This is a genomic window from Pseudomonas xantholysinigenes, assembly GCF_014268885.2.
In the GTDB taxonomy this organism is placed as follows: Bacteria; Pseudomonadota; Gammaproteobacteria; order Pseudomonadales; family Pseudomonadaceae; genus Aquipseudomonas; species Aquipseudomonas xantholysinigenes.
The window spans coordinates 573,961-597,514 of record NZ_CP077095.1 but is presented as its reverse complement, the minus strand read 5'-3'; the positions used below and the strand labels follow the sequence as shown (position 1 = coordinate 597,514).

The following is a 23,554-nucleotide window of genomic DNA, read 5'->3' as shown; positions in this document are numbered from 1 at the left end:
CGGGCTGCGCGCGGCAAGCCAGCCATTATACGCCGGCGACCGGCAAGGGGATGGCCGTGACTCGCCAGTCATCGCCGACCGCGCGCATTTCGGTGATTTTCAGCCGTGGTGCCTCGCTCATTTTCGACAACGGCCAGTCCAGCAGCGGACGCGCCTCGGAGCCGAGGAAGGTGCCAGCGACGAACAGCTGGTACTCGTCGACCAGGCCCTGGCGGGCGAAGGCACCGACCAGGCCGGCACCGGCCTCCAGCAGGATTTCGTTGACGCCACGCGCGGCCAGGGCCTGCAGCAGGGCCGCCAGGTCGACGCGACCGTCCGCGCCGGGCAAGCGCAGCAATTCATGACCAGCGGCAGCGTAGCGCGGATCGTCGCTCGCGGCGGTAACCACCAGCGCCGGCCCGGCCTGGAAGAACGGCGCATCCAGCGGCAGGCGCAGGCGTCCGTCGACCAGCACGCGCAGCGGTGGCCGCGACAGGGCCAAGGCGGTGGATGCCTCATCCAGACCCAGCTCATCAGCGCGCACGGTCATCCGGGCCTTGTCGAACAGCACACTCTCGGCGCTGCTCAGCACCACGCTGGAGCGGGCGCGCAAGCGCTGCACCGCGGCCCGCGCCGCCGGGCCGGTGATCCACTGGCTCTCGCCGTTGGCCATGGCAGTGCGGCCGTCCAGGCTCATGGCCAGCTTGGCGCGCACGAACGGCAGGCCCTGTTCCATGCGCTTGAGGAACCCCGGGTTGAGCGCGCGAGCCTCGGCCTCGAGCACACCGCTGGCGACCTCGATGCCAGCGTCGCGCAGGCGGCGCAGGCCATTGCCAGCCACCTGCGGATTGGGGTCCTGCATGGCCGCCACCACCCGCGCCACGCCGGCCTTGACCAGCGCCTCGGCGCACGGCGGCGTGCGGCCATGGTGGCTGCAGGGTTCGAGGGTCACATAGGCGCAGGCGCCACGGGCGCGCTCACCGGCCTGGCGCAGGGCATGCACCTCGGCGTGCGGCTCGCCGGCACGCATGTGCCAGCCCTCGCCGACCACCTCGCCGTCGCGCACGATCACACAGCCTACGCGCGGATTGGGGTGGGTGCTGTACAGGCCCTTGCGGGCCAGTTCCACGGCCCGGGCCATGTAGTGGGCGTCGAGAATGGCTTGGCTGGACATGTCTACTCTTTGGCTGGCTCGCGGGCCAGGCGGTCGATTTCTTCGCGGAATTCGTCGAGGTCCTGGAAGCGCCGGTAGACCGAGGCGAAACGGATATAGGCGACTTCATCGAGCTTGCGCAGCTCGGCCATGACCATCTCGCCGACCACCAGCGACTTCACCTCGCGCTCGCCGGTAGCGCGCAGGCGGCTCTTGATATGCGCCAGCGCCGCTTCCAGGCGCTCGACGCTGACCGGGCGCTTTTCCAGCGCGCGCTGCATGCCGGCACGCAGTTTGTCTTCGTCGAACGGTTGGCGGGTACCGTCCTGCTTGATCAGCCGGGGCAGGACCAGCTCGGCGGTTTCAAAGGTGGTGAAGCGCTCGCCGCAGGCGACGCACTCACGGCGGCGACGCACCTGTTCGCCCTCGGCGACCAGCCGCGAGTCGATGACCTTGGTGTCGTTGGCACCGCAAAAGGGACAGTGCATGGTGGCAGGCAACAAAAAAAGGGAGGGCCATGGTAGCGCATTGCACTGGCAAGACAAGCCAAAGGGTTTACCATCCATGCAAATCTGCCCGTGAAGGATCATCCCATGCACTATCGAGCGCTCGCCGTGCTGTGCTGCGTCGCCCTGCTCACCGCCTGCGGCAGCGACCGGCCCAAGCCCGAACAGACTCCAGCGCCCACGCCGGCCAAAGTAGCGAAGAAAGCCCAGCCCCTGGGGCCACTGCCGGCCTACCAGCGTGAACTCAGCGGCACCCTGATGGACATCCCCGCCGGCGCCGACGTCGAGCTGGCCCTGCTGGTCATCGACGAACGTGGCCGCCCGCAACGCCTGCTGGCCAGCAGCAATCTGACCGGCACCGGCCAGGCCCTGCCCTACCAATTGCGCTTCAACCCCGAGGCCTTCCCCGCCGGTGCCCGGGTCGAACTGCGTGGCCGCGCCAGCCGCTCCGGCCAGTTGATCCTGCACCTGCAGCCAGTGCGCATTGCCCAGGCCCAGACCCAGGCCACCGGCCCGCTGCGCTTCGAAAAGGCGCCATAAATGGCGCCGCACGCCCTGCAACAGGCCCTCGGCAGCCTGATCGGCGAAGCGCGGCTGGTGGTCAGCGAACTGCCCGACTGCGAGCTGAAGCTTTGGCTGATCGACGATCAGAACATGGACCGGGCGTTCAGCAGCGAAGAAACCCGGCGCATCCTCGAAGAGCCGCCCTACTGGAGCTTCTGCTGGGCCAGCGGCCTGGCCATGGCGCGCTACCTGGCGCAGCAGCCGCAGTGGGTGCGCGGCAAGCGGGTGCTGGATTTCGGCGCCGGCTCGGGCATTGCCGGGATCGCCGCCGCCCATGCCGGCGCGCGGGAGGTGGTGGCCTGCGACCTCGACCCGCTGGCCCTCGACGCCTGCCGCGCCAATGCGGCGCTCAACGGTGTCGAACTGGGCTATAGCCGCGATTTCTTCGCCGAGGCCGACCGCTTCGACCTGATCCTGGTGGCCGATGTGCTGTACGACCGCGCCAACCTGCCGCTGCTGGACGCGTTTCTCAGCCGCGGCCGCGAGGCACTGGTCGCCGATTCGCGGGTCCGCGACTTCAGCCACCCGCTATATCGCCCGCTCGGGGTGCTCGAGGCACTGACCCTGCCGGACCTGGCCGAGCCGCACGAATTCCGCCGGGTCAGCCTGTACCACGCCAGTCGCGAGCCTTTATAGTGGGGGCATTCACGTTTGCGAGAGTCACGATGAGCCAAGTCCCTGTTAACACAAGCCTGCCGTACATCTTCGATGCCACAGATGCCACCTTCCAGCAGCTGGTCATCGAGAACTCCTTCCACAAGCCGGTGCTGGTGGACTTCTGGGCCGAGTGGTGCGCGCCATGCAAGGCGCTGATGCCGCTGCTGGCGAAGATCGCCGAGGGCTACCAGGGCGAGCTGCTGCTGGCCAAGATCAACTGCGACGTCGAGCAGCAGGTGGTGGCCCAGTTCGGCATCCGCAGCCTGCCGACCGTGGTGCTGTTCAAGGACGGCCAGCCAGTCGACGGCTTTGCCGGCGCCCAGCCCGAATCAGCCATCCGTGCCATGCTCGAGCCCCACGTGCAGATGCCCGCCGCGCCTGTCGCCGCGCCGCTGGAACAGGCCAAGGCGCTGTTCGCCGAAAGCCGCTTCAGCGAAGCCGAAGCCCTGCTGCAGGTGCTGCTGGGTGAAGACAACAGCAACGCCGAGGCACTGATTCTGTATGCCCGCTGCCTGGCCGAGCGCGGTGAACTGGGCGAGGCCCAGGTGGTGCTGGACGCGGTCAAGACCGACGAGCACAAGGCCGCCCTGGCCGGCGCCAAGGCCCAGCTGACCTTCCTGCGCCAGGCCGCCACGCTACCGGAAGCCGCCGAGCTGAAAAGCCGCCTGGCGCAGAACCCGCAGGACGATGAAGCCGCCTACCAGCTGTGCATCCAGCAGTTGGCGCGCCAGCAATATGAAGCGGCGCTGGACGGGCTGCTGAAGCTGTTCCAGCGCAATCGCGGTTATGAGAATGGCTTGCCGCAGAAAGCCTTGCTGCAGGTGTTCGAACTGCTCGGCAACGAGCATCCGCTGGTCGGCGTGTACCGTCGCAAGCTGTCCGCTGCGCTGTTCTGAGGTTGTTGGGGCTGCTTTGCAGCCCTTTCGCGGCAGAAGGCCGCTCCTACAGACGGCCGCCCCCTGTAGCGGCCTTGTGCCGCGAAAGGGCCGCACAGCGGCCCCTCATCCCACCCAGTGATACACCGGCGCATCCACGCCACTTTGCACCTTCACCTCGCTGCTGTGGCGCAAGCGCACCAGCAATCGCTTGCCTGCCGCGACGCTGCCCGCCAGCCCTTCCAGACGCTCCAGCAACTCCGGCCCACTCATGTGCCCCGCCTGGCGCAGTACCTCGCGCGCGGCCAGCCACTGCCCATCATCCTGGCGCGGCGCCGGACCGGCGCTGGCCTGAACGGCCTCGACCACGGCCGGCGCCGCCAGCCGATGCCCAAGCTGCGCCCACTCATCAGGCGCCAGCTCGATAGTCAGGTCCACCGGCCAGTCACCGATCTGTCCACGAATTCTCACGCTGTTTTCCTCGATCCCGGGCTTGAATGCAGCCATGCTCCCACGAACATGAAACCTGCGCCAGGCAGGCTGGCGGCGCAAATAAAAGTTGTTATAACATTACCAAATCAATCCAAGCCGCCTGTGGAGTCGCCCATGCGTCGTCTGTTGCTCGCCCTGCCCTTCGCCCTGCTGCCCCTGGCCGTGGCCCATGCCCACGACGACCATGATCACGATAGCCTCGGCGCCCACGAGCACGGCGTGGCCAAGCTCAACGTGGTGCTCGACGGCAACACCCTCGAATTGGGGCTGGATAGCCCGGCGATGAACCTGGTGGGCTTCGAGCACGCGGCCAGCACCGATGCCGACAAAACCAAGGTCAACGCTGCCCGCCAGCAGCTGGAACAACCGCTGAAGCTGTTCGGCCTGGACCAGGCCGCCGGTTGCACGGAAGAAAACCAGGAACTGGAGAGCCCACTGTTCGAGGCCAGCGCCAAGCAAGCCCACGGCCATCAGCACGCCGACGTCGACGCCCACTACCAACTGACCTGCGCCAACCCCGACAAGCTCACCCGCATCGACCTCGCACCGTTTTTCAAGACCTTCCCGCAAACCCAGAAGATCACTGTGCAACTGATCGGCCCGAACGGCCAGAAAGGCCTGGATGCAACGCCCGCCAAGGCCGTGGTCGACTTCTGAATGAGCCAGGCGCTGATCGAACTGCGTGACCTGGTGTTCGCCTGGCCCGACCAGGCGCCGCTGCTGGATATTCCGGCACTGCGCCTGGAGGCCGGCGAAGCGCTGTTCCTCAAGGGCCCCAGCGGCAGTGGCAAGACTACCCTGCTGGGCCTGCTCGGCGGCGTCAACCGCCCAGGCCAGGGCAGCATCCACCTGCTCGGCCAGGACTTGGCGAGCTTGGGCCAGGGTGCGCGCGACCGCTTCCGGGTCGATCATACCGGCTACATTTTCCAGCAGTTCAACCTGCTGCCGTTTCTCTCGGTGCGCGAGAACGTCGAGCTGCCTTGTCGCTTCTCGAAAAGCCGGGCGACACGGGCCGGCCAACGCCATGGCAGTATCGACCGGGCCGCCGCCCAGTTGCTGGCCCACCTTGGCCTGGATGATCCGGCGTTGCTCGCACGCCGCGCCGACAGCCTGTCGATCGGCCAACAGCAACGGGTAGCCGCCGCTCGCGCGCTGATCGGCCAGCCGGAGCTGGTGATCGCCGACGAGCCCACCTCGGCGCTCGATGCCGATAACCGCGAGGCCTTTATCCGCCTGCTGTTCGACGAATGCCGGGCGGCCGGTGCCAGCCTGCTGTTCGTCAGCCACGACCAGAGCCTGGCGCCATTGTTCGACCGCCACCTGTCCCTGGCCGAACTCAACCGCGCCGCCACGCCTCGGGAGGCCTGATGTACCTGTTCCGCCTTGCCCTGGCCAGCCTGGCCAACCGCCGCTTCACCGCCCTGCTCACCGCATTCGCCATCGCCTTGTCGGTGTGCCTGCTGCTGGCGGTGGAACGCGTGCGCACTGAGGCCCGCGCCAGCTTCGCCAGCACCATCAGCGGCACCGACCTGATCGTCGGCGCGCGCTCGGGCTCGGTGAACCTGTTGCTGTACTCGGTGTTCCGCATCGGCAATGCCACCAACAATATCCGTTGGGACAGCTACCAGCATTACGCCCAGGATCCCCGGGTGAAGTGGGCGATCCCCATCTCACTGGGCGACTCGCACCGCGGCTACCGGGTGATGGGCACCACCGGCGACTACTTCAGCCATTACCAGTACGGTCGCCGTCAGCACCTTGAACTGAGCCAGGGCCGTCCGTTCGCCGACGACCCCTTCGAGGTAGTGCTGGGCGCCGAAGTCGCCGAGGCGCTGCACTACAAGCTCGGCGATCGGTTGGTGCTGGCCCATGGTGTCGCCGCCATCAGCCTGGTCAAGCACGACGACAAGCCCTTCACCGTGGTCGGCGTGCTCAAGCGCACCGGCACCCCGGTGGACCGCACCTTGCACATCAGCCTGGGCGGCATGGAAGCGATCCACATCGACTGGCACAACGGCGTGCCGGCCCGCGGCGCCGGGCGCATCAGCGCCGAGCAGGCGCGCACCATGGACCTGCAACCCACGGCCATCACTGCCTTCATGCTCGGCCTGAACAACAAGATCGCCACCTTCAGCCTGCAACGCGAAATCAACGAGTTCCGTGGCGAGCCCTTGCTGGCAATCCTGCCGGGCGTGGCCCTGCAGGAGCTGTGGAGCCTGATGGGCACCGCCGAACAGGCGTTGTTCGTGGTATCGCTGTTCGTTGTGCTGACCGGCTTGATCGGCATGCTCACGGCGATCCTCACCAGCCTCAACGAACGCCGCCGGGAAATGGCCATCCTGCGCTCGGTGGGCGCGCGACCCTGGCATATCGCCGGGCTGCTGGTGCTCGAGGCGCTGGCCCTGGCCTTGGCCGGCGTCGCTGCCGGGCTGGGGCTGCTGTATGCGGGCATAGCCCTGGCCCAGGGCTATGTGCAGGCCAACTACGGGCTGTATCTGCCTCTGGCATGGCCCAGCGCCCACGAATGGACGCTGCTGGCGATCATCCTCGGCGCGGCGCTGCTGATGGGCAGCGTGCCGGCCTGGCGCGCCTACCGGCAGTCATTGGCCGATGGTTTGTCGATTCATCTTTAAGAGACAGACATGACCCTAGACCTTACCGCCCTCTTCGCGGGTAAACCCGCTCCCACAGGGATCGCCTCGCCTCCTGTAGGAGCGGGTTCACCCGCGAAGAAGGCAACACCGATCGTTCGGTATGCCCTGCTCACGATCATGCTCATGGCTTCGTTGCCGCTCTGGGCCGCCGAGCCTCGCGAACTGGACTGGCCCGCCCTGATCCCCGAGGGTGCCCCGATCATTCCACCGCAGCTCACGCCCCTGCACGACCTGTCGCAGATCAGCGACGCACTGTCGGCCGAGGCGGCACCCGCCGCGCGCCAGCAAGCGCCCAACGCTCCGGTGGTGAAGGCCCTGGACGGCCAGGCGGTGAAAATCCCCGGCTACATCGTGCCGCTGGAGGTGAGTGACGAAGGCCGTACCACCGAGTTCCTCCTGGTGCCTTACTACGGCGCCTGCATCCACGTGCCACCGCCACCCTCGAACCAGATCGTGCACATCTTCAGCGAGATGGGCGTGCGCATCGAAGACCTGTACCAGCCCTACTGGATCGAGGGCACGCTGCAGGTCAAGGCCAGCAGCAGCGAACTGGCGGATGCCGGCTACCAGATGGAAGCAGAAAAAATCTACGCTTATGAGTTAAAGTGAGCACTGCGTCACCCCGATAGCGCGGCTTCGTTGAGCTGGGTCAAACTTTCTGTTTAGTCAGCTTCGTACCATTGGACTACTCGATTACTCACGTCCTCTGGGAGCTTCCATGAACAAGTCCTTGCTCGGTGCCTCGCTCGTCGCGTTGGCGCTTGCAGCCCCTGTTGCCCACGCCCACCAGGCGGGGGATTTCATCCTCCGTGCCGGCGCCATCACCACCGCGCCAAACGAAAACAGCGGCGACATCAAGCTCGACGGCGCCAAGGTCTCGGGCACCAAGGCAACCCTGGACAGCGACACCCAGCTGGGCCTGGCCTTCGCCTACATGCTCACCGATCATATCGGCCTCGAGCTGCTGGCCGCCACGCCGTTCAAGCACACCGTAGGCGTCAAGGGCCTTGGCCCTGGCCTGGATGGCAAGCTGGCCGACATCAAGCAACTGCCACCGACCTTGTCGCTGCAGTACTACCCGATGGAGCCGTCCTCGAAGTTCCAGCCCTACGCTGGCGTGGGTATCAACTACACCCTGTTCTTCGATGAAGAGCTGAGCAGCACCCGCAAGCAGCAGGGCTTCAGCAACATGAAACTGCAGGACTCGATCGGCTTCGCCGGCCAGTTGGGCATGGACTACATGATCACCGACAAACTGCTGGTCAACGCCGCGGTCTGGTACGTCGACATCGACACCAAGGCCAGCATCAACGGCCCAAGCGCCCTGGGCGTCGGCAAGACCAAGGTCGATGTGGATGTAGACCCCTGGGTCTACATGGTCGGTATCGGCTACAAGTTCTGATTCAACGCCTGCCCATGGACGCCCACCCTACTGGCGTCCATGGGGCTGCTGAAACCACCAGCAGCCCCAGGCCAAGGCACTGATCCCCGCCCCCAGCCCGCACACCGCCGGCCATCCCCACTGCCCGTACACCCAGGTCGCCGCCACGGCGCCCAGTCCACTGCCCAGCGAATAGCAGCACATGTAAGCGCCGATCAAGCGGCTGGCCCGCTCGGGTCGTCCTGCCAACAGCAGGCTCTGGTTGGTGACATGCACCGCCTGCACCGCCAAGTCGAGCAACACCACGCCGATCACCAGTGCCACCAGCGATTGCTCGAGAAACGCAGTCGGCAGCCATGACCCCGTCAGCAACCCCAACGCCAGGCCAGTGGTGCGCCGCCCCTGCCCCTGGTCGGCCAGACGCCCGGCCCTCGACGCCGCCAGGGCGCCAGCGACCCCGGCCAGGCCGAACAGGCCGACCTGGGTGTGATCAAGGGCCAGCGGTGCGCCGCTCAACGGCAGCACCATCGCGCTCCAGAGCACACTGAAAGCGGCAAACACCAGCAACGCGAGCAAGCCACGCTGGCGCAACAGCCGGTCGTGTCGGTACAGGTCAAACACCGAGCCCAGCAGCGTCCAGTACCCTTGCCGTCGGCCCTGCGACCGAGCGGCGGGAAGCTGCCAGGCCAGTAGCCCGACCATCAGCAACGTCAGCGCGGCGGCGCCGAAGTAGACACTGCGCCAGCCCAGCCAGTCGGCCACCAGCCCCGAGATCAAGCGGGCCAGCAGGATCCCCAGCACCACGCCGCTGGTGACTGTGCCCACGGCCTGGCCTTGCTGCGCCGGGCTGGCCAGGGTGGCGGCATGCGCCACCAGCACCTGCACGACTACCGCCACCAGCCCGACCAGGGCCACGGCACCGAGCAGCATCGCCCACTGCGCGGCCAGCGCCACGGCCAGCAAGGCCATGGCCGCCAGCAGCAGTTGGCCGAGGATCAGACGACGGCGGTCGAACAGATCACCCAGCGGCACGATCAACACCAAGCCCAGGGCGTAGCCCGCCTGGGTCGCGCCAACCACCAGGCCGGCATGGGCGGGGTCGATACCGAAGCTGACCGCCATCGAGCCCAGCAACGGCTGGGCCAGGTACACGGTGGCAACGGCCAGGGCGCAAGCTGTCGCCAGCAACAGGGTCAGGCCAGGGCTGAGCGATTGAGGGGGCACGCAACGGCAGGTCATCAGGACTACCTCGTCAAACTGGTTTCAATTTAAAACCACAAAGTGGATTTCTAGCAAAACTAGTTTTAATCTGCAACCAGATTGACTGGAGACAGACGATGCTCGATGACCACAATCAACAATGCCCGGTGGCTCGCGCACTGGAGGTACTCGGCGATCGCTGGGCGCTGATGATCCTGCGCGACTCCTTCGACGGGCTGCGGCGCTTCAGTGAGCTGCAGAAAAACCTGGGGCTGGCGAAAAACATCCTCGCCTCGCGGCTGAAGCTGCTGGTGGAGGCTGGCCTGCTGGCACAGCAACCTGCCTCGGATGGCAGTGCCTACAAGGAATACGTGCTGACGGAGAAGGGGCGGTCGGTGTTTCCGATCGTGGTCGGCTTGCGTCAGTGGGGGGAGCGATTTCTGTTCGAGGCGGGAGAGACACGCTCGCAGCTGGTGGATGATCGCGAACAACCCCTGGAGACGCTACAGGTAAGGGCCAAGGATGGGCGGGTGCTGGGCCCGGAGAATTGCCGGCGGCGAGTGGTGCGGCATGGGTGATACTCGACCATACGCGCCCCCTGTAGATACCGTCTTGACCCTCACCCCGCAAGAGGGATTTTGGGGTCAAACGGTATCCCCGACTTCACCACCCCGTAAACCAGGTGCAGCAGCTTGCGCATCGCCGCGCAGACGATCTGTTTGTAAGCTTTGTGCCGGCTGCTCAACCGCTCTGCCAGTTCCTTCACAACAGGGTTATGTCTGATTGAGACAGTGCCTGACATCCACAAGCCTGCACGCAGCCTTGAGGCGCCTGTACGCGAAATAGTGCTCTTACCTATGAACTCTCCCGATTGCTGCACCACTGGGTTTAAGCCTGAAAACGCGACAATCGCAGAAGGGCTTTGGTATTTCAGTGGATCGCCCAGTTCGGCGAGCAGCAACGTAGCAGTGGTGTCACCCAAACCATCAATCGAGGTAATCAGCTCACGTCGCTTGCGCAGGTCTGGATCATCATCGATCGTCTGCTCGATGGCCTTCCTGGTCTTTTCCAGCTCTTCGTTGATGTGCCCGATTACGTCTTGAATCGACTGCTGTACCGCATCTAGTGCGACATCCAAACGATTCTGCTCCATCTGGCGCATTTCCTTGAGGTCGTCCAGTCGCCGCACCAGAGCACGCAAGCGGCGCTGCGCAGGGGGCTCAGGCTCCCACTGGCGAAGCGAGACAGCCTTTTGTTGGCCATAGGCAGCAATGACTTTGGCGTCAGCCTTATCTGTTTTGACGCGCCGAAGCTCCACGTCAGCGAATTTCGCAATCACCGCCGGGTTCAGAATGCACACCCGATAACCTTGGTTGTGACAGTGCTCGGCCAGCGCTTCGTGATAGATGCCTGTAGCCTCCATAACAATCCAGGCGCCTGGTTCAGCATGGCGCTCAAGCCAGTCGCTAAACTGCCTGAACCCTCCAGGATCATTGGACAGCTTGGCTTTGGTGCGCATCTTGCCATTGGGGAGCGGGATGGCAATGTCGAAAGATTTTTTGGCGACATCAACGCCAACAAAGACGGACATGATCTCCTCCTTCAAACTACGAAAGTCGATCACCCTACACTCAGTTCAACCTTGTTAATGCGTGCTCACGCCGGGGGCGGGCACTAGATACCGTTCGAACTCGTCGAGTGGGGTTGGAAGACCAGAGCGTTATCTACAGTGCGGGCTTGATGCCCTTGGAGCGGCTCTGCTTCAAGGCCTTCCCTCGATGATCAGTCGAGAACTTTCGCCTCTAGGGAGGCGAAAGTCGAGATACAAGGAGCGGCCTTGCGCCGCGAAAGGGCTGCGTAGCAGCCCCAGGATTCAGTGTTGAGCACAGGTCGCCGGGGCCGCTTTGCAGCCCTTTCGCGGCGCAAGGCCGCTCCAGCCCGCGCTGGAGACTCAGGCCTTGCCCAGCAGCCGCGCCAGGCCTTCGACGAAGGGTGTCGGCTTGGGGAACGCGAAACGCGCCAACAACCGTGCGTTGTCCGCCCGCGAGTGGCGGATATCACCAGAGCGCGCCGGGCCATGGCTGACCGTCGGCAGGCTGCCGACCACCTGCTCCAGTGCCTTGAGCAACTGGTTGAGCGAAGTCGCCTGGTTCAGGCCGATATTTACCGCGCCCTCTTCCACTGCGTCTTGCTCCAGCGCCTGGATCATCACCTGCACCAGGTCACCGACATACAGGAAGTCACGAGTCTGCTCACCATCACCGAACACGGTGATCGGCCGGCCATTGACGGCACGCTCGCAGAAGATGCTGATGACGCCCGAGTACGGCGAGGATGGGTCCTGGCGCGGCCCGAAGATATTGAAGAAGCGGAACACCACCGGCTCCAGCCCATGCTGGCGGCGGTAGAAGTCCAGGTACTGCTCGCTGGCCAGCTTGTCCACGGCGTAGGGGGTCAACGGCGCCTTGGGCGTGTCCTCGGCAATCGACTGGCCTTCGCCATTGTTGCCGTACACCGCCGCGCTGGAGGCGAACAGCACGCGGCGCACACCATTCAAGCGCATGGCTTCACAGACGTTGAGGGTGCCGATGAAGTTGCTCTGGTGGGTCTTGACCGGATCTTCCACCGACGCCTGCACCGAGGCGACCGCAGCCAGGTGCACCACGGCCTGGCAACCAGCGGCGGCGCGCGCGACCAATGCCGCGTCGGCGACATCGCCCTCGAGCAGTTCCAGGCGTGGGTGGCCCAGTTGCAGGTTGTCGCGTTTACCGGTCGACAGGTCGTCGAGCACGCGTACCGCGTAGCCTTTATCCAGCAGCGCATCGCACAGGTGGGAGCCAATGAAGCCGGCACCGCCGGTGATCAGGATGGGGGCGTCAGCCATGTCGGTAGAAACGGTCCAGTAGGGGCGACAAACCGGCGCGCCAGGCACGCGGCTTGATGCCGAAGGTGTGAAGGATCTTCTTGCAGGCCAGCACCGCGTGCTGCGGCTCTTCGCTGGCGTCCGGACGCGCGGCGTGGGCCTGGGCGGTCGGCGCCTGCACCGCCAGCTTGCGCCACTGCCCGGCCTCGGCGAGGATCGCCTGGCCCAGCGCCAGCGGCGTGGTGGCCTCGTTGCCGGCGTAATGGTAGGTGCCCCACAGCGGCGCCTGGCAATCGAGCTGCTTGAGCACCGAGAGGATCACCCGCGCAGCGTCGTCCACCGGCGTCGGATTGCCACGCCGGTCATCGGCCAACAGCAGTTCCTGGGGTTGCTCGGCACGGGTCAGGAAGCGGCCGAGGGCGCCATCGAGGCTTTCATCCAGCAGCCAGCCGAAACGCAGCAGCACGTGCTGCGGGCAAGTGGCGCGCACGCTCTGCTCGATGCGCCAAAGTGCCTGGCCGCGCAGGCCAAGCGGCACCGGCTCGTCCTTCTCGCTGTAGGCCGTGGCGCGCGAGCCATCGAATACCCGATAGCTGGACGGCTGCACCAGGATCATTTCGTGGTGCTGGCACAGCTCGGCAAGCCGCTCCACCGCGCGCTCCTGCTGCTCCAGGCGCTGTTCACTGACTCCCTCGGCCTGGAACCAGTCGAAGTAGTAGGCGAGGTTGATCACCGCGTCGGGACGCTGCTCGTCGAGCAACAGGGTCAGGCTGGCCGGGTCCCAGCCGTGCTCCGGCGGACGCGGCGCCAGGAAGGCGATGTCTTCCTCGGCTCCGAGGCGAATCAGCGCTTGCCCGAGGGCATTGCCACCACCCAACAGCATCAGGCGCATACGCATAGAGTCAACAGGTCCGCTCAGGTCGAAGGAGGAAGCGGCCATTTTGCTGTTTCCTACAGGGGAAGTCCAACGCAGGCCCGGCAATCCGCCCTCTGCGCGTCGATTTGCCCTCCCCTTTGCACTGTTCCGCCTTTGTCACCAGCTACTTATACTGCGTCCTGGATGTTCTAGGAGACGCGCATGGACAACGAGTCGATCCTCCCGCAACGCGATCACTGGCAATACAACGAGCCCGCCCCCGGTGCCGAACGGTTCATCGAGGAAGGTTTCGACGGCTACCGCCAACAGGCGCGCCTGCTGCTGGCAGCGCCTGAACGTGCACCAGCCGCATTCGTCATCGGCGGCGCGCGCTCGGACTTCACCCGCCTCAACCCACTGCTGTATCGCTTGCAGCAACAGGGCATCGGCACACTTGCAGGCAACCTGTCCGGGCACAGCCAGGCGAGCGAACCAGGGGCCAAGGATGCCTCGCTGGCCAGCAACCTGCAGGAGGCCCTGCGTTTTCACCAGCACCTCGACGACCGCAGCGACACCGTGATCGGCCATAGCCTGGGCGGCGCCCTCGCGCTCAAGCTGGCGGCCCAACGGCCACAGGTGCGCAAGCTGGTGCTGATCTGCCCGGCGGTCTACCCCGACGCGGCCCACACCGCGCCGTTCGGCCCGGCGTTCACGGCGGCCATCCGCAAGCCATTCGCCTTCCTCGATTGCGACAGCTATGGGTTCCTGCGCCAGTTCCAGGGCCGGGTACTGTTGGTGATTGGCGAATACGACGGGCTCAACTCGAAAGTGCATGGCCAGGGGCCGGGTACTTCGGCGGGAACCCGACGACTAGCGGGTGTTGAGCGATACAGTCCGATCCCGGAAGAAGTCACCCATACACTGCTGCGCTCGGTACCGGCACCCCATGTGGAATGCCTGATGCTGACCGACTGCGACCACGGCATTGCCGCGCACTTGCGCGAGCGGCCGGAGGTGGCGGATCAGGTGGCCGCGGCGGTGGCGGCGTTCATGCTCGATTGAACAGGAATATCGCCGCCACTGCCCTTACCCCTCACCTCGATCTGATGCGATCCCTGTGGGAGCGGCTTCAGCCGCGAACACTGGCGCGCTTGCTTCGCGGGGAAACCCGCTCCCACAGGCGTAGCGCATGGCTTGAGGTCGGAGCGATCCCTGTGGGAGCGGGCTTGCCCGCGAACACCGGCGCAGCCGGTGCCAGCCAACGCATCATTGGCTTCGCGGCGTTTCAGCGCCCCGGTAAATCCGCTCACATTGATGCGCCTACTCGATCTCGAACAAGCCGTTGCTGACCATGCCCGCACTCAGGCGGTCGCGGATATCGTCGTCGATCCGAGGGTCATCCGGCCGGTACAGTTTTATCTGGCGGAAGGCATTGATGCGATTGATCTCTTCCCCCAGGTACTCCCACACCACCCGAGTGCAGGCCGGGTTGCGCCGGTCACCACTCGACACGCCAGTCTTGAGGCCATTGAGCCGGCTGATCCGGCTCTTGAAGCTGGGGATGAGAATGGTCTGGCTCATCTCGTTCAGGGTCAGCGACTCGTAGTCGATCAGGAACATCCGGTCCTGCAACTGGAACGCCGCGCCCAGGTAACGGCAGCGCACTTCGGCGTGCTGATCGTTACCGATGCCGCGCTCCTGCCGCTCCTGGCGCTCGAACAGGAAACTGCCGCGCTCTTCCCACAGGTGCACCAGCGACACCAGGATCGACCCAGGCACCGACATGCAGTTGGAATACTCGAAGTAGTAACCGCAATAACGCGACAGGTTGCCAGCTTCTTTATGCAGTGGCTTGAACAGCTCGCTGATCGGGTCGTCCTGCTGACTGGCACGCTGCTCGGGATTGCGCGCGCCGATCAGGCGGGCGAACTGTTCGGGCGGCAGGCCCAGTTCGTAATCCTCGACGCCGAAGAAGTCGCCAATGCGCTTGAGGTTGTACGCCGTCGGCCGGCTCTGGCCGCTCAAGTACTTGTTGAATTGAGCCCGGTTGATCGACAGCTGCCGGCAAACCTCTGAGATAGAGCGGTAGTGGCTGCAGGCCAATTTGAGGTTGATAGCGAATTGATCGCCCATGATACGCGGGTCCAGATGATGCGAGTGATGCCAGTCTAGCATCAAGTCGCACCAAAACGGAGCAACACGCGAAATTGTAACCATAGTTGTCATGGCCAACCATGCGCCCCCAATGAATAGCGGTGCGCCTGCCGTCCGCTGGTCTTTCCACGCGAAGAATAAGAATCGAGGTCATTTTTCAATGCTCGAAGCACTCAACGATTTCCTTTCGGGGAAACTCCTCATCGTGCTGATCGTCGGACTCGGCGGTTACTTCACCATCCGCTCTCGGTTCGTCCAGTTCCGTCACTTCGGCCACATGTTCGGTGTGTTCAAGGAATCCCTTCGCGGCCAGGCAGGCCAACTGAGCTCGTTCCAGGCCCTGATGCTGAGCCTGGCCGGTCGCGTCGGCGCCGGTAACATCGCCGGTGTCGGTATCGCCGTGACCCTCGGCGGCCCAGGCGCGGTGTTCTGGATGTGGGTCACCGCCCTGGTCGGCATGGCCAGCAGCTTCTTCGAATGCACCCTGGCCCAGGTCTACAAGCGCGCCGATGGCGATGGCCTGTACCGCGGCGGCCCGGCGTACTACATCGAGCACGGCCTGAAGCTGAAAAGCATGGCGATCGTGTTCTCGATCCTGCTGCTGGTCACCTACGGCTTCGCCTTCATCGGCCTGCAGTCGTACACCGTGACCCACTCGCTGCAGAACGCTTTTGCCTTCGATCCCAAGCACACCGGCATCGTCCTCGCCGTGCTCCTGGCCATTACCTTCATCGGCGGCATCAAGCGCATCGCCGCGGTGTCCGACCTGCTGGTACCGGTCAAGACCCTGGCTTACATCGGCGTGACCCTGTACGTGATCGGCACCCAGATCGAACACGTGCCAGCCATGCTGGAAACCATCTTCAAGAGCGCCTTCGGCCTCGACCCGGCGTTCGGCGGCCTGCTCGGCAGCGCCATCGTCATGGGCGTGAAGCGTGGCGTGTTCGCCAACGAAGCTGGCCTGGGCAGCGCGCCGAACGTTGCCGCCGTGGCTGCCGTGAAGCACCCGGGCGCCCAGGGCGTGGTCCAGGCGTTCAGCGTGTTCCTCGACACCTTCGTGATCTGCACCTGCACCGCGCTGCTGATCCTGCTGTCGGGCTTCTACACCCCGGGCTTCGAAGGCGATGGCATCGTCCTGACCCAGAACTCGCTGGCTGCGGTGGTCGGTGACTGGGGCCGAGTGTTCGTCAGCGTCGCGCTGTCGTTGTTCGTCTTCACCTGCATCCTCTACAACTACTACCTGGGCGAGAACAGCCTGCAGTTCCTCAGCCGCAACCGTGCCGTGCTGATGACCTTCCGCGGCCTGGTACTGGCGCTGGTGATCTGGGGTTCGATGCAGGACCTGTCGACCGTATTCGCCTTCGCCGACATCACCATGACCTGCCTGGCGTTCGTCAACCTGATCGCCCTGGCCTTGCTGTTCAAGGTCGGCCTGCGCGTGATGCGCGACTACGACGACCAGCGCAAGGCGGGCATCAAGCAACCGGTGTTCGATTCCAGCAAGTTCGCCGACCTGGACCTGGACCGCGCTGCCTGGCCGGCCACCGCACAGGCTGCAACAGCCGCTGACAAAGCCGCCGCCCCGGCGCCAGCGCAGCACTGATACCCTGCCCTGCCACAGCCGCCCCGTTCGCGGGCGGCTGCCTCTTCCTTCGCTACATCGCTACGGAATGCTTCCATGCGTGCAGTCAAGAATCTTCTCGTCCTTTACACCGGTGGCACCATCGGCATGCTGCAGACCGCCGAGGGCCTGGCGCCAGCTGGTGGCTTCGAAGCGCGCATGCGCGAACACTTTTCCGCCTGCGGCGATGCGCCAGAGGTGCAATGGTCGCTGCGTGAGCTGAACCCGCTGATCGACAGCGCCAATATGCAGCAAGCCAACTGGCTGGCGATGCGCGATGCCATTGTCGAGGCAGTCGAGCGTGACGGTCATGACGGCGTGCTGGTGCTGCATGGCACCGATACCCTGGCCTACAGCGCTGCGGCCTTGTCGTTCCTGTTGCTGGGCCTCTCGGCACCGGTGTTGCTGACCGGCTCGATGCTGCCAGCTGGTGCGCCGGACAGTGATGCCTGGGCCAACCTGATCGGCGCCCTGAATCTGTTCGAAAGCGGACTGGAGGATGGCGTGCAGCTGTTCTTCCACGGCCAATTGCTGCATGGCTGCCGTGCCTCGAAGCTGCGCAGCGAGGCGTTCGACGCCTTCAAGGCGCTGCCGCGCCACCGCGACAGCGAGCGTGCCCCCTCGATCCCGGCACGCCTGGATTACCGCCAACCACGCCAGCCGGTCAAGCTGGCGGTGCTGCCAGTGTTCCCCGGCCTCGGCGCCGAGCATCTGCGCGGTCTGTTCGATAGCGGTGTCCAGGGCCTGGTGCTGGAGTGCTATGGCAGTGGCACGGGGCCTTCCGACGATCAGGCGTTGCTCGACGCCTTGCATGATGCCCGCCAGGGTGGCGTGGTGATTGTCGCCATCAGCCAGTGTCCGGAAGGCGCGGTGGTGTTCGACACCTATGCCGCTGGCAGCCGTCTGCGTGACACCGGGCTGGTCAGCGGTGGGGGCATGACCCGCGAAGCGGCACTGGGTAAGCTGTTCGCGCTGCTCGGCGCGGGGTTGGATGCCGATTCGGCCGAGCATTGGTTTGCGTTGGACCTCTGCGGGGAGCGGGCCTGATCGCCCAGGCCTTTAGCGCGCCAGCGCGAGGTCGAGCCAGAGGCTATATGTACCAGTAATGGCTTCTGCTTCTGGCTTCTGCTTCTGCTTCTGGCTTCGGCGACCAATAGGCTGATGCCATACCCCGCTAGCGACAGCTGCGTCCCCCCAGGCGCCGCTGCTAACCTCGCGACTTCAGGAGGCCGAACGCAGGCCTTGCGGAGGGAGGTGACGGGCATGGATGCCCGTCAAGCGCTGCGCCCCAGGATGGGGCGTTCAGCGCGGTCCTCCCGGGAGTAAGGCCGGAGTGAGGGAACCCGGAGCGTAGCGGAGGGCCGGATGAATGGAGCGCAGCGTTTTTTGGTTACTTTTTGTCGCGTTTGACAAAAAGTGACTCGCCGTAAGGGCGAAAGGGTGACTATGCGTCGGCATCGCCAATGAATGCGCTTACATCTATAGAAACCCACGCCGACCGACTTTGACTTTGACTTTGACTTTGACTTTGACTTTCAGAGCGTGGGTTTTGAAAGTTATACGCTCATTCATTGGCGATGGCGACGCATAGTCACCTTTCCGCCCTTACGGCGGGTCCCTTTTTGAAGGATCAAAATCAAAAAATCCTCGCTCCATTCATCCGGCCCCTACGCTGCGCTCCGGGGTCCCCTCGCTCCGTTCTTGCTCCCGTGGGGACCGCGCTGTACGCCCCATCCTGGGGCGCAGCGCTCGACGGCCATCCATGGCCGTCGCCCCACTACGCAAGAACTCCGCTCGGCCTCCTGAAGTCGCAATTGGCGGCGCCTGAACTATCGCGCGCTTAGAAACAACAACAACAACAACAACAACAACAACAACAACAACAACAACAAGAGCAAGAGCAAGAGCAAGAGCAAGAGCAGGCTTGATTTACTTGCAGCCGTGGATAAATGGATAAGAACCTAGACCGCCGCCAACAAGACCCGACAAGGCATCATGTTCCTCTAAAGAACGCACTTGAAGTAAGCAGGCATATTCCGCGAACGGTTAAGTTCAAAAAGAAAATGGCGGAAGGCAGCGGGAGTCGAACCTGCCCAGGAACGGCTGCCGTCCCCAACCGGGTTTGAAGCCCGGCCGCGCCACCGGGCGCGATTGCCTTCCTTAGAAATCGTCAGGACCTGGCCTGAAACTGCGCCAGGGCACTGTCAGCGCGGATATACCGCTGATCGGCCACCCTGCGGGTCAAGCCAACCCGGTCGAAGTATTCGAGTATCTGCACACTGCGTTTACGACCGATGCCCAACATATCGCGAAACGCCGCGACCTGCACTATCGGCGATGTCGCCGCTTGCTGCAACAACAGCTCTGCCATGCGCCTCAGCGTCGCCTCCGGGTAGAACAGGTCACGCACCACCTGATGCACCATCCCCAACCGCGCCAGCTTACGCAACAACAAGCGCACCTCGGCTTCCCCGGCCTGTTCCTCATTGGCCAAGGTCCGCACCCAGGGAGGGTCGAACGCCCCCGTCAGCAGGCGCGGCTCCAGCCGCGACCACAAAGCGGTATCGGCGTCGCTCAACTGCACCTTGTGCGCCGGCAAATGCAACCAGGGACCGCTGCTACTAAGCGCGCCCTCACCCAACATTTCATCCAACAAACTGACAAAGGCCGGGCGCTCCAATGGCAAGGCCGTATACCGGCGCAGTCGATCACGGTCCGGACCGAGCTGATCGGGCTCCTGCTCGTGGAACTGCGCCAGACGCGCCAGCACCTGCTGCTTGAGCGCCTGCCATTGCCCACGGTCAAACAGCAACGGGCCCTGGCGAGTAGCGACCACCAGCGCCTGCCCCGGCAATTGCCAGGTATCGCGCAGACGATTGAACTGACGCTCCAGTCGCTGCGGTTCGAGCCCGCCCGGTGCGGCCTCGAGCAAGTCCGGCAGGGCCTGCTCGAGCGCCTCGGCCTCGCGCAGTACCTGCAACTGGCGCAGACGCGCCTCGCTGCGCCGTTGTCGGCTCGGCGCGAAGGGGTCGAGCACCCGGCCACCGCCCAGGGTGCGCTGGGCCCGCTGGTCACGCAGCACCAGGCGGTCGCCATGCACGGCCTGCAATGGCGCATTGAGCAGCAACTGGGCAAACATGCGCTGGCCTGCCCGCAGGCTTTCGCCTTCGAGCAGTGCGACACGGGCGGTGACGTCCTGAGTCCCCAAATGCACATGCACGGCGCTGAAATGCTCGAAGGTACGGGACTCGCTCGGCAACAGGGCCAGGTCGATGTCGACCCGCACGCTCGGCGCATGCAGCCATTCCGGCAGCAGCCAGTCGCCACGCTGCACCTGCTCGGCCGCCAGCCGCTCCCCGGTGATGTTCAGCGCTACCCGCTGCCCGGCCTCGGCCACCAGTGCCGCCTGGTTCTGCGCGTGCAGCCCGCGTACCCGTACCGGTTTGCCGGCCTTGCCGAGCAGCAGGGTATCGCCGGCACTGACCTGCCCGGCCAAGGCCGTGCCGGTGACTACGACTCCCGCGCCGGATACCGCGAAGGCACGGTCCACCGCCAAGCGAAAACCACCGCCCACACCGCGCTGGCGCACCTTGGCCATTGCCGCCAGCAAGGCCTCACGCAGCGCCTCGACGCCCTCACCGCTGACACTCGACAGCACAAACTGCGCCGCCCCCGCATAGGGCCCTGGTGCCAGCAACTCTGTGACCTGGGCCTGCACCTCAAGCACCCGTGCCGGATCCACCCGGTCACACTTGCTGATGGCCACCAACGCCTGGGGAATGCCGAGCAATTCAATGATCGACAAGTGCTCGCGCGTCTGCGGCATCACGCCATCATCAGCAGCCACCACCAACAGCACCAGGTCGATGCCATGGGCGCCGGCCAGCATGTTGTGGATAAAACGCTCGTGCCCGGGAACATCGATGAAGCCTGTCAGCGGCGCGCCTTCGGCCAGTGCCGCGTAGCGGTAGCCGAGGTCGATGGTCATGCCCCGGGCACGCTCTTCCTGGCGCGTATCACCGGCCTGGCCGGTCAGGGCCTGGAGCAGCGCGGTCTTGCCATGGTCGATATGCCCGGCGGTGCCAACGATCACTGCACCGGCCCCAACTGCAAGGCCGGCAGTTGCGCAAGCCACTGGGGTTCGTCGTCCAGCTGGCGCAGGTCGAGCCACAGGGCGTCATCGTCGATACGCCCCAGCACCGGTACCGGCAATTCGCGCAAGGCGCGCTCCAGCACATGCAGGCTGCGACCGCGCAGCTTCTTCGAAACCTGCGGACGCAGGCACAGCGCCGCACTGGGTAACCGCGCCACCGGCTGACTGCCGCTGCCGATCATGCCTAGCGTGGCTTCGACCGTGACCACCCATTGCCCGCCCAGGTGTGCCGCCAAGGCCGGCATCAGGCGCTCGGCCTGGGCGGCGATCTCGGCTTGCGGCCGGGTCAACAGGCGCAGGCTGGGTAGGCGCTCAGACAAACGATCAGGGTTGCGGTAGAGCTGCAACACCGCCTCCAACGCCGCCAGGGTGATCTTGTCCACCCGCAAGGCGCGCTTGAGCGGGTTCTTCTTGATCTTGGCGATCAGGTCCTTGCGCCCGACGATGATCCCCGCCTGCGGTCCGCCCAGTAGCTTGTCACCGCTGAAGGTGACGATATCGGCGCCGTCGGCCAAGGCCTGGCGCACCGTCGGCTCGGCCGGCAGGCCCCAGCGGGTCAGGTCGAGCAGGCTGCCGCTGCCCAAGTCCTCGAGCAGCGGCAGCTCATGCTGGTGGGCGATGCGCGCCAACTCGGCAGTGGGCACCTGGGTGGTGAAGCCCTGGATGCTGTAGTTGCTGCAGTGCACACGCATCAACAGGCCGGTACGCGGGTTGATCGCGGCTTCGTAGTCGCGCGCATGGGTGCGGTTGGTGGTGCCGATTTCATGCAGCTTCACCCCGGCGCGGGCCATGATGTCGGGGATGCGGAAGGCGCCGCCGATCTCGATCAGCTCACCGCGGGAGATCACCCCCTCCTTGCGCGCGCCCAGGCTGTTGAGCGCCAGCAGCACGGCAGCGGCATTGTTGTTGACCACGGTGACGGCCTCGGCGCCGGTAAGCTCGCGGATCAGGCCCTCGATCAGGTCATCGCGGTCGCCGCGCTTGCCCGTGGCCAGGTCGAATTCCAGGTTCAGCGGGTAGCGGGCGGCGGTCTGCATGGCCTCGACCGCTTCCTCGGGCAGTAGCGCGCGGCCGAGATTGGTGTGCAGTACCGTGCCGGTGAGGTTGAAGACCCGGCGCACCTGGCTGCGTTGCTGCTGGGCCAGGCGTTCTCCGGCGCGGCCCAGGAGCACCTCGGCAGCCAGCTCCACGGCACTCAGCTGGCCCAGGCGGGCCGCCTCGCGCAGATCGTCGAGCAGTTGGCGCAGGGTGGCCAGCGTGGCATCGCGACCGTGGCGCTCAAGCAACGGCTGGCAGGTGGGGTGACGCAGCAGGGTGTCGATGGAGGGCAGGCGTGGGGTGTCGCTGGCGAGGCTTGAAGACATGCGGTACTACCTATGACTGATCCGTTGTCTGTTCCGGCCTCTTCGCGGGCAAGCCCGCTCCCACAGCAACCGCACAACATTGAGGCCAGTGCAGTCCCTGTAGGAGCGGGCTTGTCCCGCGAAGAAGGCAACTCGGTGTAGCAGTGTAGACAATTACCCCCTAGCCCGGCGCCAGCATCAGGTTGGGCGCCAGGCGATGCAAGCCCTCGTCGTCCAGCCTCATGTCCAGCGCCAGGCTGGCCAGATCGTCGGCCAGCGGCTCGGCGGCGGCGTCGTTTTCCAGGTAGCTCTGCTTGAGATAGGTCTGGCACCCCGGGCAACATTCCGCGCGCAGCGGCGCCTTGCCCGGCGCATGACGATCATCCTCGAGGTTGCTGTAGCGCAAGCCCTTGCTCGACTCGCAATACACGCACTTGACCCGCACCACATGCCATTCGCAACTACACAACGAGCAGGCCAGGTAACGCAGGCCATTGTGCTTGCCACGGTTGCGCACCATCCCGGCCATGGCCGGCGAACCACAGGCCGGGCACTGGGCCAGGCTGCCGGCCGGCTTGAGCTCCGGCTCCGGCAGCGCCAGCAGCCAGCTGGACCAGGCCGCCTGCAGCGCGGCACCAATCAACGGCACCAAGGCTGCGGGCACCGCGTCGTACTGGCCGCCGAGCAAGGCGATGCCCCAGCCCTTGCGCTGGGCCTCATCAGCCTCGCACAAGCTGCGCACGGCCTCGGCCAACAGCCCCTCGGGCTCGTTCGAGAAGTGCTCCAGCAGCGCCTGCAGCCAGGCCAGCCAAGGCCCTTCGCGCACCAGGCTGTCCGCCGCCAAGGGCGGCAGGCCATGACTTATGCACAGGCGCTGGCGCTCGTCGACCACCGGCAAGGCACCGGGTGGGTTATCCACAAGCTGCTGCTGAATACGGCACAACCGCGCCACCAGCCGCAGGTAATCGCCGAGGGCGTTGCCCTCGGCCAGATACTCCAGGCGCATGGCACGCAGTGTGAACAGGTTGGCGGGCGGCAGGTGCAGGAACGGCGGCATCACTGCCGACGCTTCGATCTGCCCGGGTTCGAGAATCGTGCTCAAA

Annotated in this window: 23 protein-coding genes and 1 tRNA gene; 12 read left to right on the top strand and 12 right to left on the bottom strand. The window is 65.1% G+C overall.

The genetic code is table 11. The features are described 5' to 3' along the window. Nucleotides 1–25: 25 nt before the first annotated feature. Both ribD and nrdR read right to left on the bottom strand, forming a co-directional pair. The gene (ribD, locus tag HU772_RS02760; RefSeq protein WP_186657365.1) at nucleotides 26–1,153 is read right to left on the bottom strand and encodes a bifunctional diaminohydroxyphosphoribosylaminopyrimidine deaminase/5-amino-6-(5-phosphoribosylamino)uracil reductase RibD; all 1,128 of its coding nucleotides are present in this window, start codon (nucleotides 1,151–1,153) and stop codon (nucleotides 26–28) included. A gap of 2 nt (nucleotides 1,154–1,155) precedes the next feature. Further along, a complete protein-coding gene (gene nrdR, locus HU772_RS02755) occupies nucleotides 1,156–1,620 on the bottom strand; it encodes a transcriptional regulator NrdR (RefSeq protein WP_009685710.1) in 465 nt (154 codons plus the stop codon). A 105-nt stretch (nucleotides 1,621–1,725) separates the two neighbouring features. Between nrdR and HU772_RS02750 the strand changes: the two genes are divergently transcribed. The 3 genes from HU772_RS02750 to trxA are packed head-to-tail and all read left to right on the top strand — an operon-like array spanning nucleotide 1,726 to nucleotide 3,755. Further along, nucleotides 1,726–2,178: a YbaY family lipoprotein gene (locus HU772_RS02750; protein ID WP_186657366.1), complete on the top strand. Its 453-nt coding sequence runs from the start codon at nucleotides 1,726–1,728 to the stop codon at nucleotides 2,176–2,178. Continuing rightward, the gene (locus HU772_RS02745) at nucleotides 2,179–2,838 is read left to right on the top strand and encodes a class I SAM-dependent methyltransferase (protein ID WP_186657369.1); all 660 of its coding nucleotides are present in this window, start codon (nucleotides 2,179–2,181) and stop codon (nucleotides 2,836–2,838) included. A 29-nt stretch (nucleotides 2,839–2,867) separates the two neighbouring features. After that, the gene (gene trxA / locus HU772_RS02740; RefSeq protein ID WP_186657373.1) at nucleotides 2,868–3,755 is read left to right on the top strand and encodes a thioredoxin; all 888 of its coding nucleotides are present in this window, start codon (nucleotides 2,868–2,870) and stop codon (nucleotides 3,753–3,755) included. Nucleotides 3,756–3,860: 105 nt separating this feature from the next. Here trxA and HU772_RS02735 read toward each other — a convergent pair whose 3' ends face one another. Further along, entirely contained in the window at nucleotides 3,861–4,205 is a 345-nt protein-coding gene (locus tag HU772_RS02735; RefSeq protein ID WP_186657375.1) for a hypothetical protein, read from the bottom strand. A 135-nt stretch (nucleotides 4,206–4,340) separates the two neighbouring features. Here HU772_RS02735 and HU772_RS02730 point away from each other — a divergent pair, with 135 nt between their 5' ends. From HU772_RS02730 to HU772_RS02710, 5 genes are all read left to right on the top strand, one after another. Further along, nucleotides 4,341–4,883: a DUF2796 domain-containing protein gene (locus HU772_RS02730; RefSeq protein ID WP_186657377.1), complete on the top strand. Its 543-nt coding sequence runs from the start codon at nucleotides 4,341–4,343 to the stop codon at nucleotides 4,881–4,883. Continuing rightward, nucleotides 4,884–5,594, top strand: a complete 711-nt coding sequence (locus HU772_RS02725) for an ABC transporter ATP-binding protein (RefSeq protein ID WP_186657380.1) — start codon at nucleotides 4,884–4,886, stop codon at nucleotides 5,592–5,594. Next, a complete protein-coding gene (locus tag HU772_RS02720) occupies nucleotides 5,594–6,859 on the top strand; it encodes an ABC transporter permease (protein WP_186657383.1) in 1,266 nt (421 codons plus the stop codon). The genes HU772_RS02725 and HU772_RS02720 overlap by 1 nt, the downstream gene beginning before the upstream one ends. A 138-nt stretch (nucleotides 6,860–6,997) precedes the next feature. After that, nucleotides 6,998–7,489: a DUF3299 domain-containing protein gene (locus HU772_RS02715; protein ID WP_186657386.1), complete on the top strand. Its 492-nt coding sequence runs from the start codon at nucleotides 6,998–7,000 to the stop codon at nucleotides 7,487–7,489. Nucleotides 7,490–7,598: 109 nt separating this feature from the next. Continuing rightward, entirely contained in the window at nucleotides 7,599–8,282 is a 684-nt protein-coding gene (locus HU772_RS02710; RefSeq protein WP_186657388.1) for an OmpW/AlkL family protein, read from the top strand. 27 nt (nucleotides 8,283–8,309) lie between these two features. Here the strand turns inward: HU772_RS02710 and HU772_RS02705 are convergent, their stop codons facing one another. Beyond that, complete coding sequence (locus HU772_RS02705; RefSeq protein ID WP_186657392.1) at nucleotides 8,310–9,500, bottom strand: MFS transporter; 1,191 nt, start codon at nucleotides 9,498–9,500, stop codon at nucleotides 8,310–8,312. A 98-nt stretch (nucleotides 9,501–9,598) separates the two neighbouring features. Here HU772_RS02705 and HU772_RS02700 point away from each other — a divergent pair, with 98 nt between their 5' ends. Further along, nucleotides 9,599–10,039: a winged helix-turn-helix transcriptional regulator gene (locus HU772_RS02700; RefSeq protein WP_186657393.1), complete on the top strand. Its 441-nt coding sequence runs from the start codon at nucleotides 9,599–9,601 to the stop codon at nucleotides 10,037–10,039. A 41-nt stretch (nucleotides 10,040–10,080) separates the two neighbouring features. Here the strand turns inward: HU772_RS02700 and HU772_RS02695 are convergent, their stop codons facing one another. The 3 genes from HU772_RS02695 to HU772_RS02685 all read right to left on the bottom strand — a co-directional run bounded on the left by HU772_RS02695 (nucleotide 10,081) and on the right by HU772_RS02685 (nucleotide 13,222). Next, nucleotides 10,081–11,052, bottom strand: a complete 972-nt coding sequence (locus HU772_RS02695; RefSeq protein WP_217858722.1) for an IS110 family RNA-guided transposase — start codon at nucleotides 11,050–11,052, stop codon at nucleotides 10,081–10,083. A 360-nt stretch (nucleotides 11,053–11,412) separates the two neighbouring features. After that, nucleotides 11,413–12,345 carry an NAD-dependent epimerase/dehydratase family protein gene (locus HU772_RS02690; protein ID WP_186662805.1) on the bottom strand — a complete coding sequence of 311 codons (933 nt, stop codon included), beginning with the start codon at nucleotides 12,343–12,345 and terminating at the stop codon, nucleotides 11,413–11,415. Beyond that, nucleotides 12,338–13,222, bottom strand: coding sequence for a sugar nucleotide-binding protein (locus HU772_RS02685; RefSeq protein WP_186662806.1), 885 nt, complete (start codon nucleotides 13,220–13,222; stop codon nucleotides 12,338–12,340). The genes HU772_RS02690 and HU772_RS02685 overlap by 8 nt, the downstream gene beginning before the upstream one ends. Nucleotides 13,223–13,402: 180 nt before the next feature. Here HU772_RS02685 and HU772_RS02680 point away from each other — a divergent pair, with 180 nt between their 5' ends. Further along, complete coding sequence (locus HU772_RS02680; protein ID WP_186662804.1) at nucleotides 13,403–14,242, top strand: alpha/beta hydrolase; 840 nt, start codon at nucleotides 13,403–13,405, stop codon at nucleotides 14,240–14,242. A gap of 258 nt (nucleotides 14,243–14,500) precedes the next feature. Here the strand turns inward: HU772_RS02680 and HU772_RS02675 are convergent, their stop codons facing one another. Continuing rightward, complete coding sequence (locus tag HU772_RS02675; protein ID WP_186662803.1) at nucleotides 14,501–15,313, bottom strand: helix-turn-helix domain-containing protein; 813 nt, start codon at nucleotides 15,311–15,313, stop codon at nucleotides 14,501–14,503. A 181-nt stretch (nucleotides 15,314–15,494) separates the two neighbouring features. Between HU772_RS02675 and HU772_RS02670 the strand changes: the two genes are divergently transcribed. Together HU772_RS02670 and HU772_RS02665 are read left to right on the top strand one after the other, a co-directional pair. Then, nucleotides 15,495–16,937 (top strand): alanine/glycine:cation symporter family protein, encoded by a 1,443-nt coding sequence (locus tag HU772_RS02670; RefSeq protein ID WP_186662802.1) that lies wholly within the window; start codon nucleotides 15,495–15,497, stop codon nucleotides 16,935–16,937. Between the two features lie 75 nt (nucleotides 16,938–17,012). Further along, nucleotides 17,013–18,002: an asparaginase gene (locus HU772_RS02665; protein ID WP_186662801.1), complete on the top strand. Its 990-nt coding sequence runs from the start codon at nucleotides 17,013–17,015 to the stop codon at nucleotides 18,000–18,002. Nucleotides 18,003–19,019: 1,017 nt separating this feature from the next. Here the strand turns inward: HU772_RS02665 and HU772_RS02660 are convergent. The 4 genes from HU772_RS02660 to fdhE form a co-directional block, all read right to left on the bottom strand. Then, nucleotides 19,020–19,115: transfer RNA gene (locus HU772_RS02660), tRNA-Sec, on the bottom strand. 10 nt (nucleotides 19,116–19,125) lie between these two features. After that, nucleotides 19,126–21,048: a selenocysteine-specific translation elongation factor gene (gene selB, locus HU772_RS02655; RefSeq protein ID WP_186662102.1), complete on the bottom strand. Its 1,923-nt coding sequence runs from the start codon at nucleotides 21,046–21,048 to the stop codon at nucleotides 19,126–19,128. Continuing rightward, a complete protein-coding gene (gene selA / locus HU772_RS02650) occupies nucleotides 21,045–22,472 on the bottom strand; it encodes an L-seryl-tRNA(Sec) selenium transferase (RefSeq protein ID WP_186662103.1) in 1,428 nt (475 codons plus the stop codon). The genes selB and selA overlap by 4 nt, the downstream gene beginning before the upstream one ends. Nucleotides 22,473–22,632: 160 nt before the next feature. Next, nucleotides 22,633–23,553 carry a formate dehydrogenase accessory protein FdhE gene (gene fdhE / locus HU772_RS02645; RefSeq protein ID WP_186662104.1) on the bottom strand — a complete coding sequence of 307 codons (921 nt, stop codon included), beginning with the start codon at nucleotides 23,551–23,553 and terminating at the stop codon, nucleotides 22,633–22,635. Between the last annotated feature and the right edge of the window lies 1 nt (nucleotide 23,554).

Bases quoted from the DNA above. Each gene is read 5' to 3' on its own strand.
- ribD (WP_186657365.1), bottom strand. From the start codon at position 1,153: ATGTCCAGCCAAGCCATTCTCGACGCCCACTACATGGCCCGGGCCGTG.
- nrdR (WP_009685710.1), bottom strand. From the start codon at position 1,620: ATGCACTGTCCCTTTTGCGGTGCCAACGACACCAAGGTCATCGACTCG.
- HU772_RS02750 (WP_186657366.1), top strand. From the start codon at position 1,726: ATGCACTATCGAGCGCTCGCCGTGCTGTGCTGCGTCGCCCTGCTCACC.
- HU772_RS02745 (WP_186657369.1), top strand. From the start codon at position 2,179: ATGGCGCCGCACGCCCTGCAACAGGCCCTCGGCAGCCTGATCGGCGAA.
- trxA (WP_186657373.1), top strand. From the start codon at position 2,868: ATGAGCCAAGTCCCTGTTAACACAAGCCTGCCGTACATCTTCGATGCC.
- HU772_RS02730 (WP_186657377.1), top strand. From the start codon at position 4,341: ATGCGTCGTCTGTTGCTCGCCCTGCCCTTCGCCCTGCTGCCCCTGGCC.
- HU772_RS02725 (WP_186657380.1), top strand. From the start codon at position 4,884: ATGAGCCAGGCGCTGATCGAACTGCGTGACCTGGTGTTCGCCTGGCCC.
- HU772_RS02720 (WP_186657383.1), top strand. From the start codon at position 5,594: ATGTACCTGTTCCGCCTTGCCCTGGCCAGCCTGGCCAACCGCCGCTTC.
- HU772_RS02715 (WP_186657386.1), top strand. From the start codon at position 6,998: ATGCTCATGGCTTCGTTGCCGCTCTGGGCCGCCGAGCCTCGCGAACTG.
- HU772_RS02710 (WP_186657388.1), top strand. From the start codon at position 7,599: ATGAACAAGTCCTTGCTCGGTGCCTCGCTCGTCGCGTTGGCGCTTGCA.
- HU772_RS02705 (WP_186657392.1), bottom strand. From the start codon at position 9,500: ATGACCTGCCGTTGCGTGCCCCCTCAATCGCTCAGCCCTGGCCTGACC.
- HU772_RS02700 (WP_186657393.1), top strand. From the start codon at position 9,599: ATGCTCGATGACCACAATCAACAATGCCCGGTGGCTCGCGCACTGGAG.
- HU772_RS02695 (WP_217858722.1), bottom strand. From the start codon at position 11,052: ATGTCCGTCTTTGTTGGCGTTGATGTCGCCAAAAAATCTTTCGACATT.
- HU772_RS02690 (WP_186662805.1), bottom strand. From the start codon at position 12,345: ATGGCTGACGCCCCCATCCTGATCACCGGCGGTGCCGGCTTCATTGGC.
- HU772_RS02685 (WP_186662806.1), bottom strand. From the start codon at position 13,222: ATGCGTATGCGCCTGATGCTGTTGGGTGGTGGCAATGCCCTCGGGCAA.
- HU772_RS02680 (WP_186662804.1), top strand. From the start codon at position 13,403: ATGGACAACGAGTCGATCCTCCCGCAACGCGATCACTGGCAATACAAC.
- HU772_RS02675 (WP_186662803.1), bottom strand. From the start codon at position 15,313: ATGGGCGATCAATTCGCTATCAACCTCAAATTGGCCTGCAGCCACTAC.
- HU772_RS02670 (WP_186662802.1), top strand. From the start codon at position 15,495: ATGCTCGAAGCACTCAACGATTTCCTTTCGGGGAAACTCCTCATCGTG.
- HU772_RS02665 (WP_186662801.1), top strand. From the start codon at position 17,013: ATGCGTGCAGTCAAGAATCTTCTCGTCCTTTACACCGGTGGCACCATC.
- selA (WP_186662103.1), bottom strand. From the start codon at position 22,472: ATGTCTTCAAGCCTCGCCAGCGACACCCCACGCCTGCCCTCCATCGAC.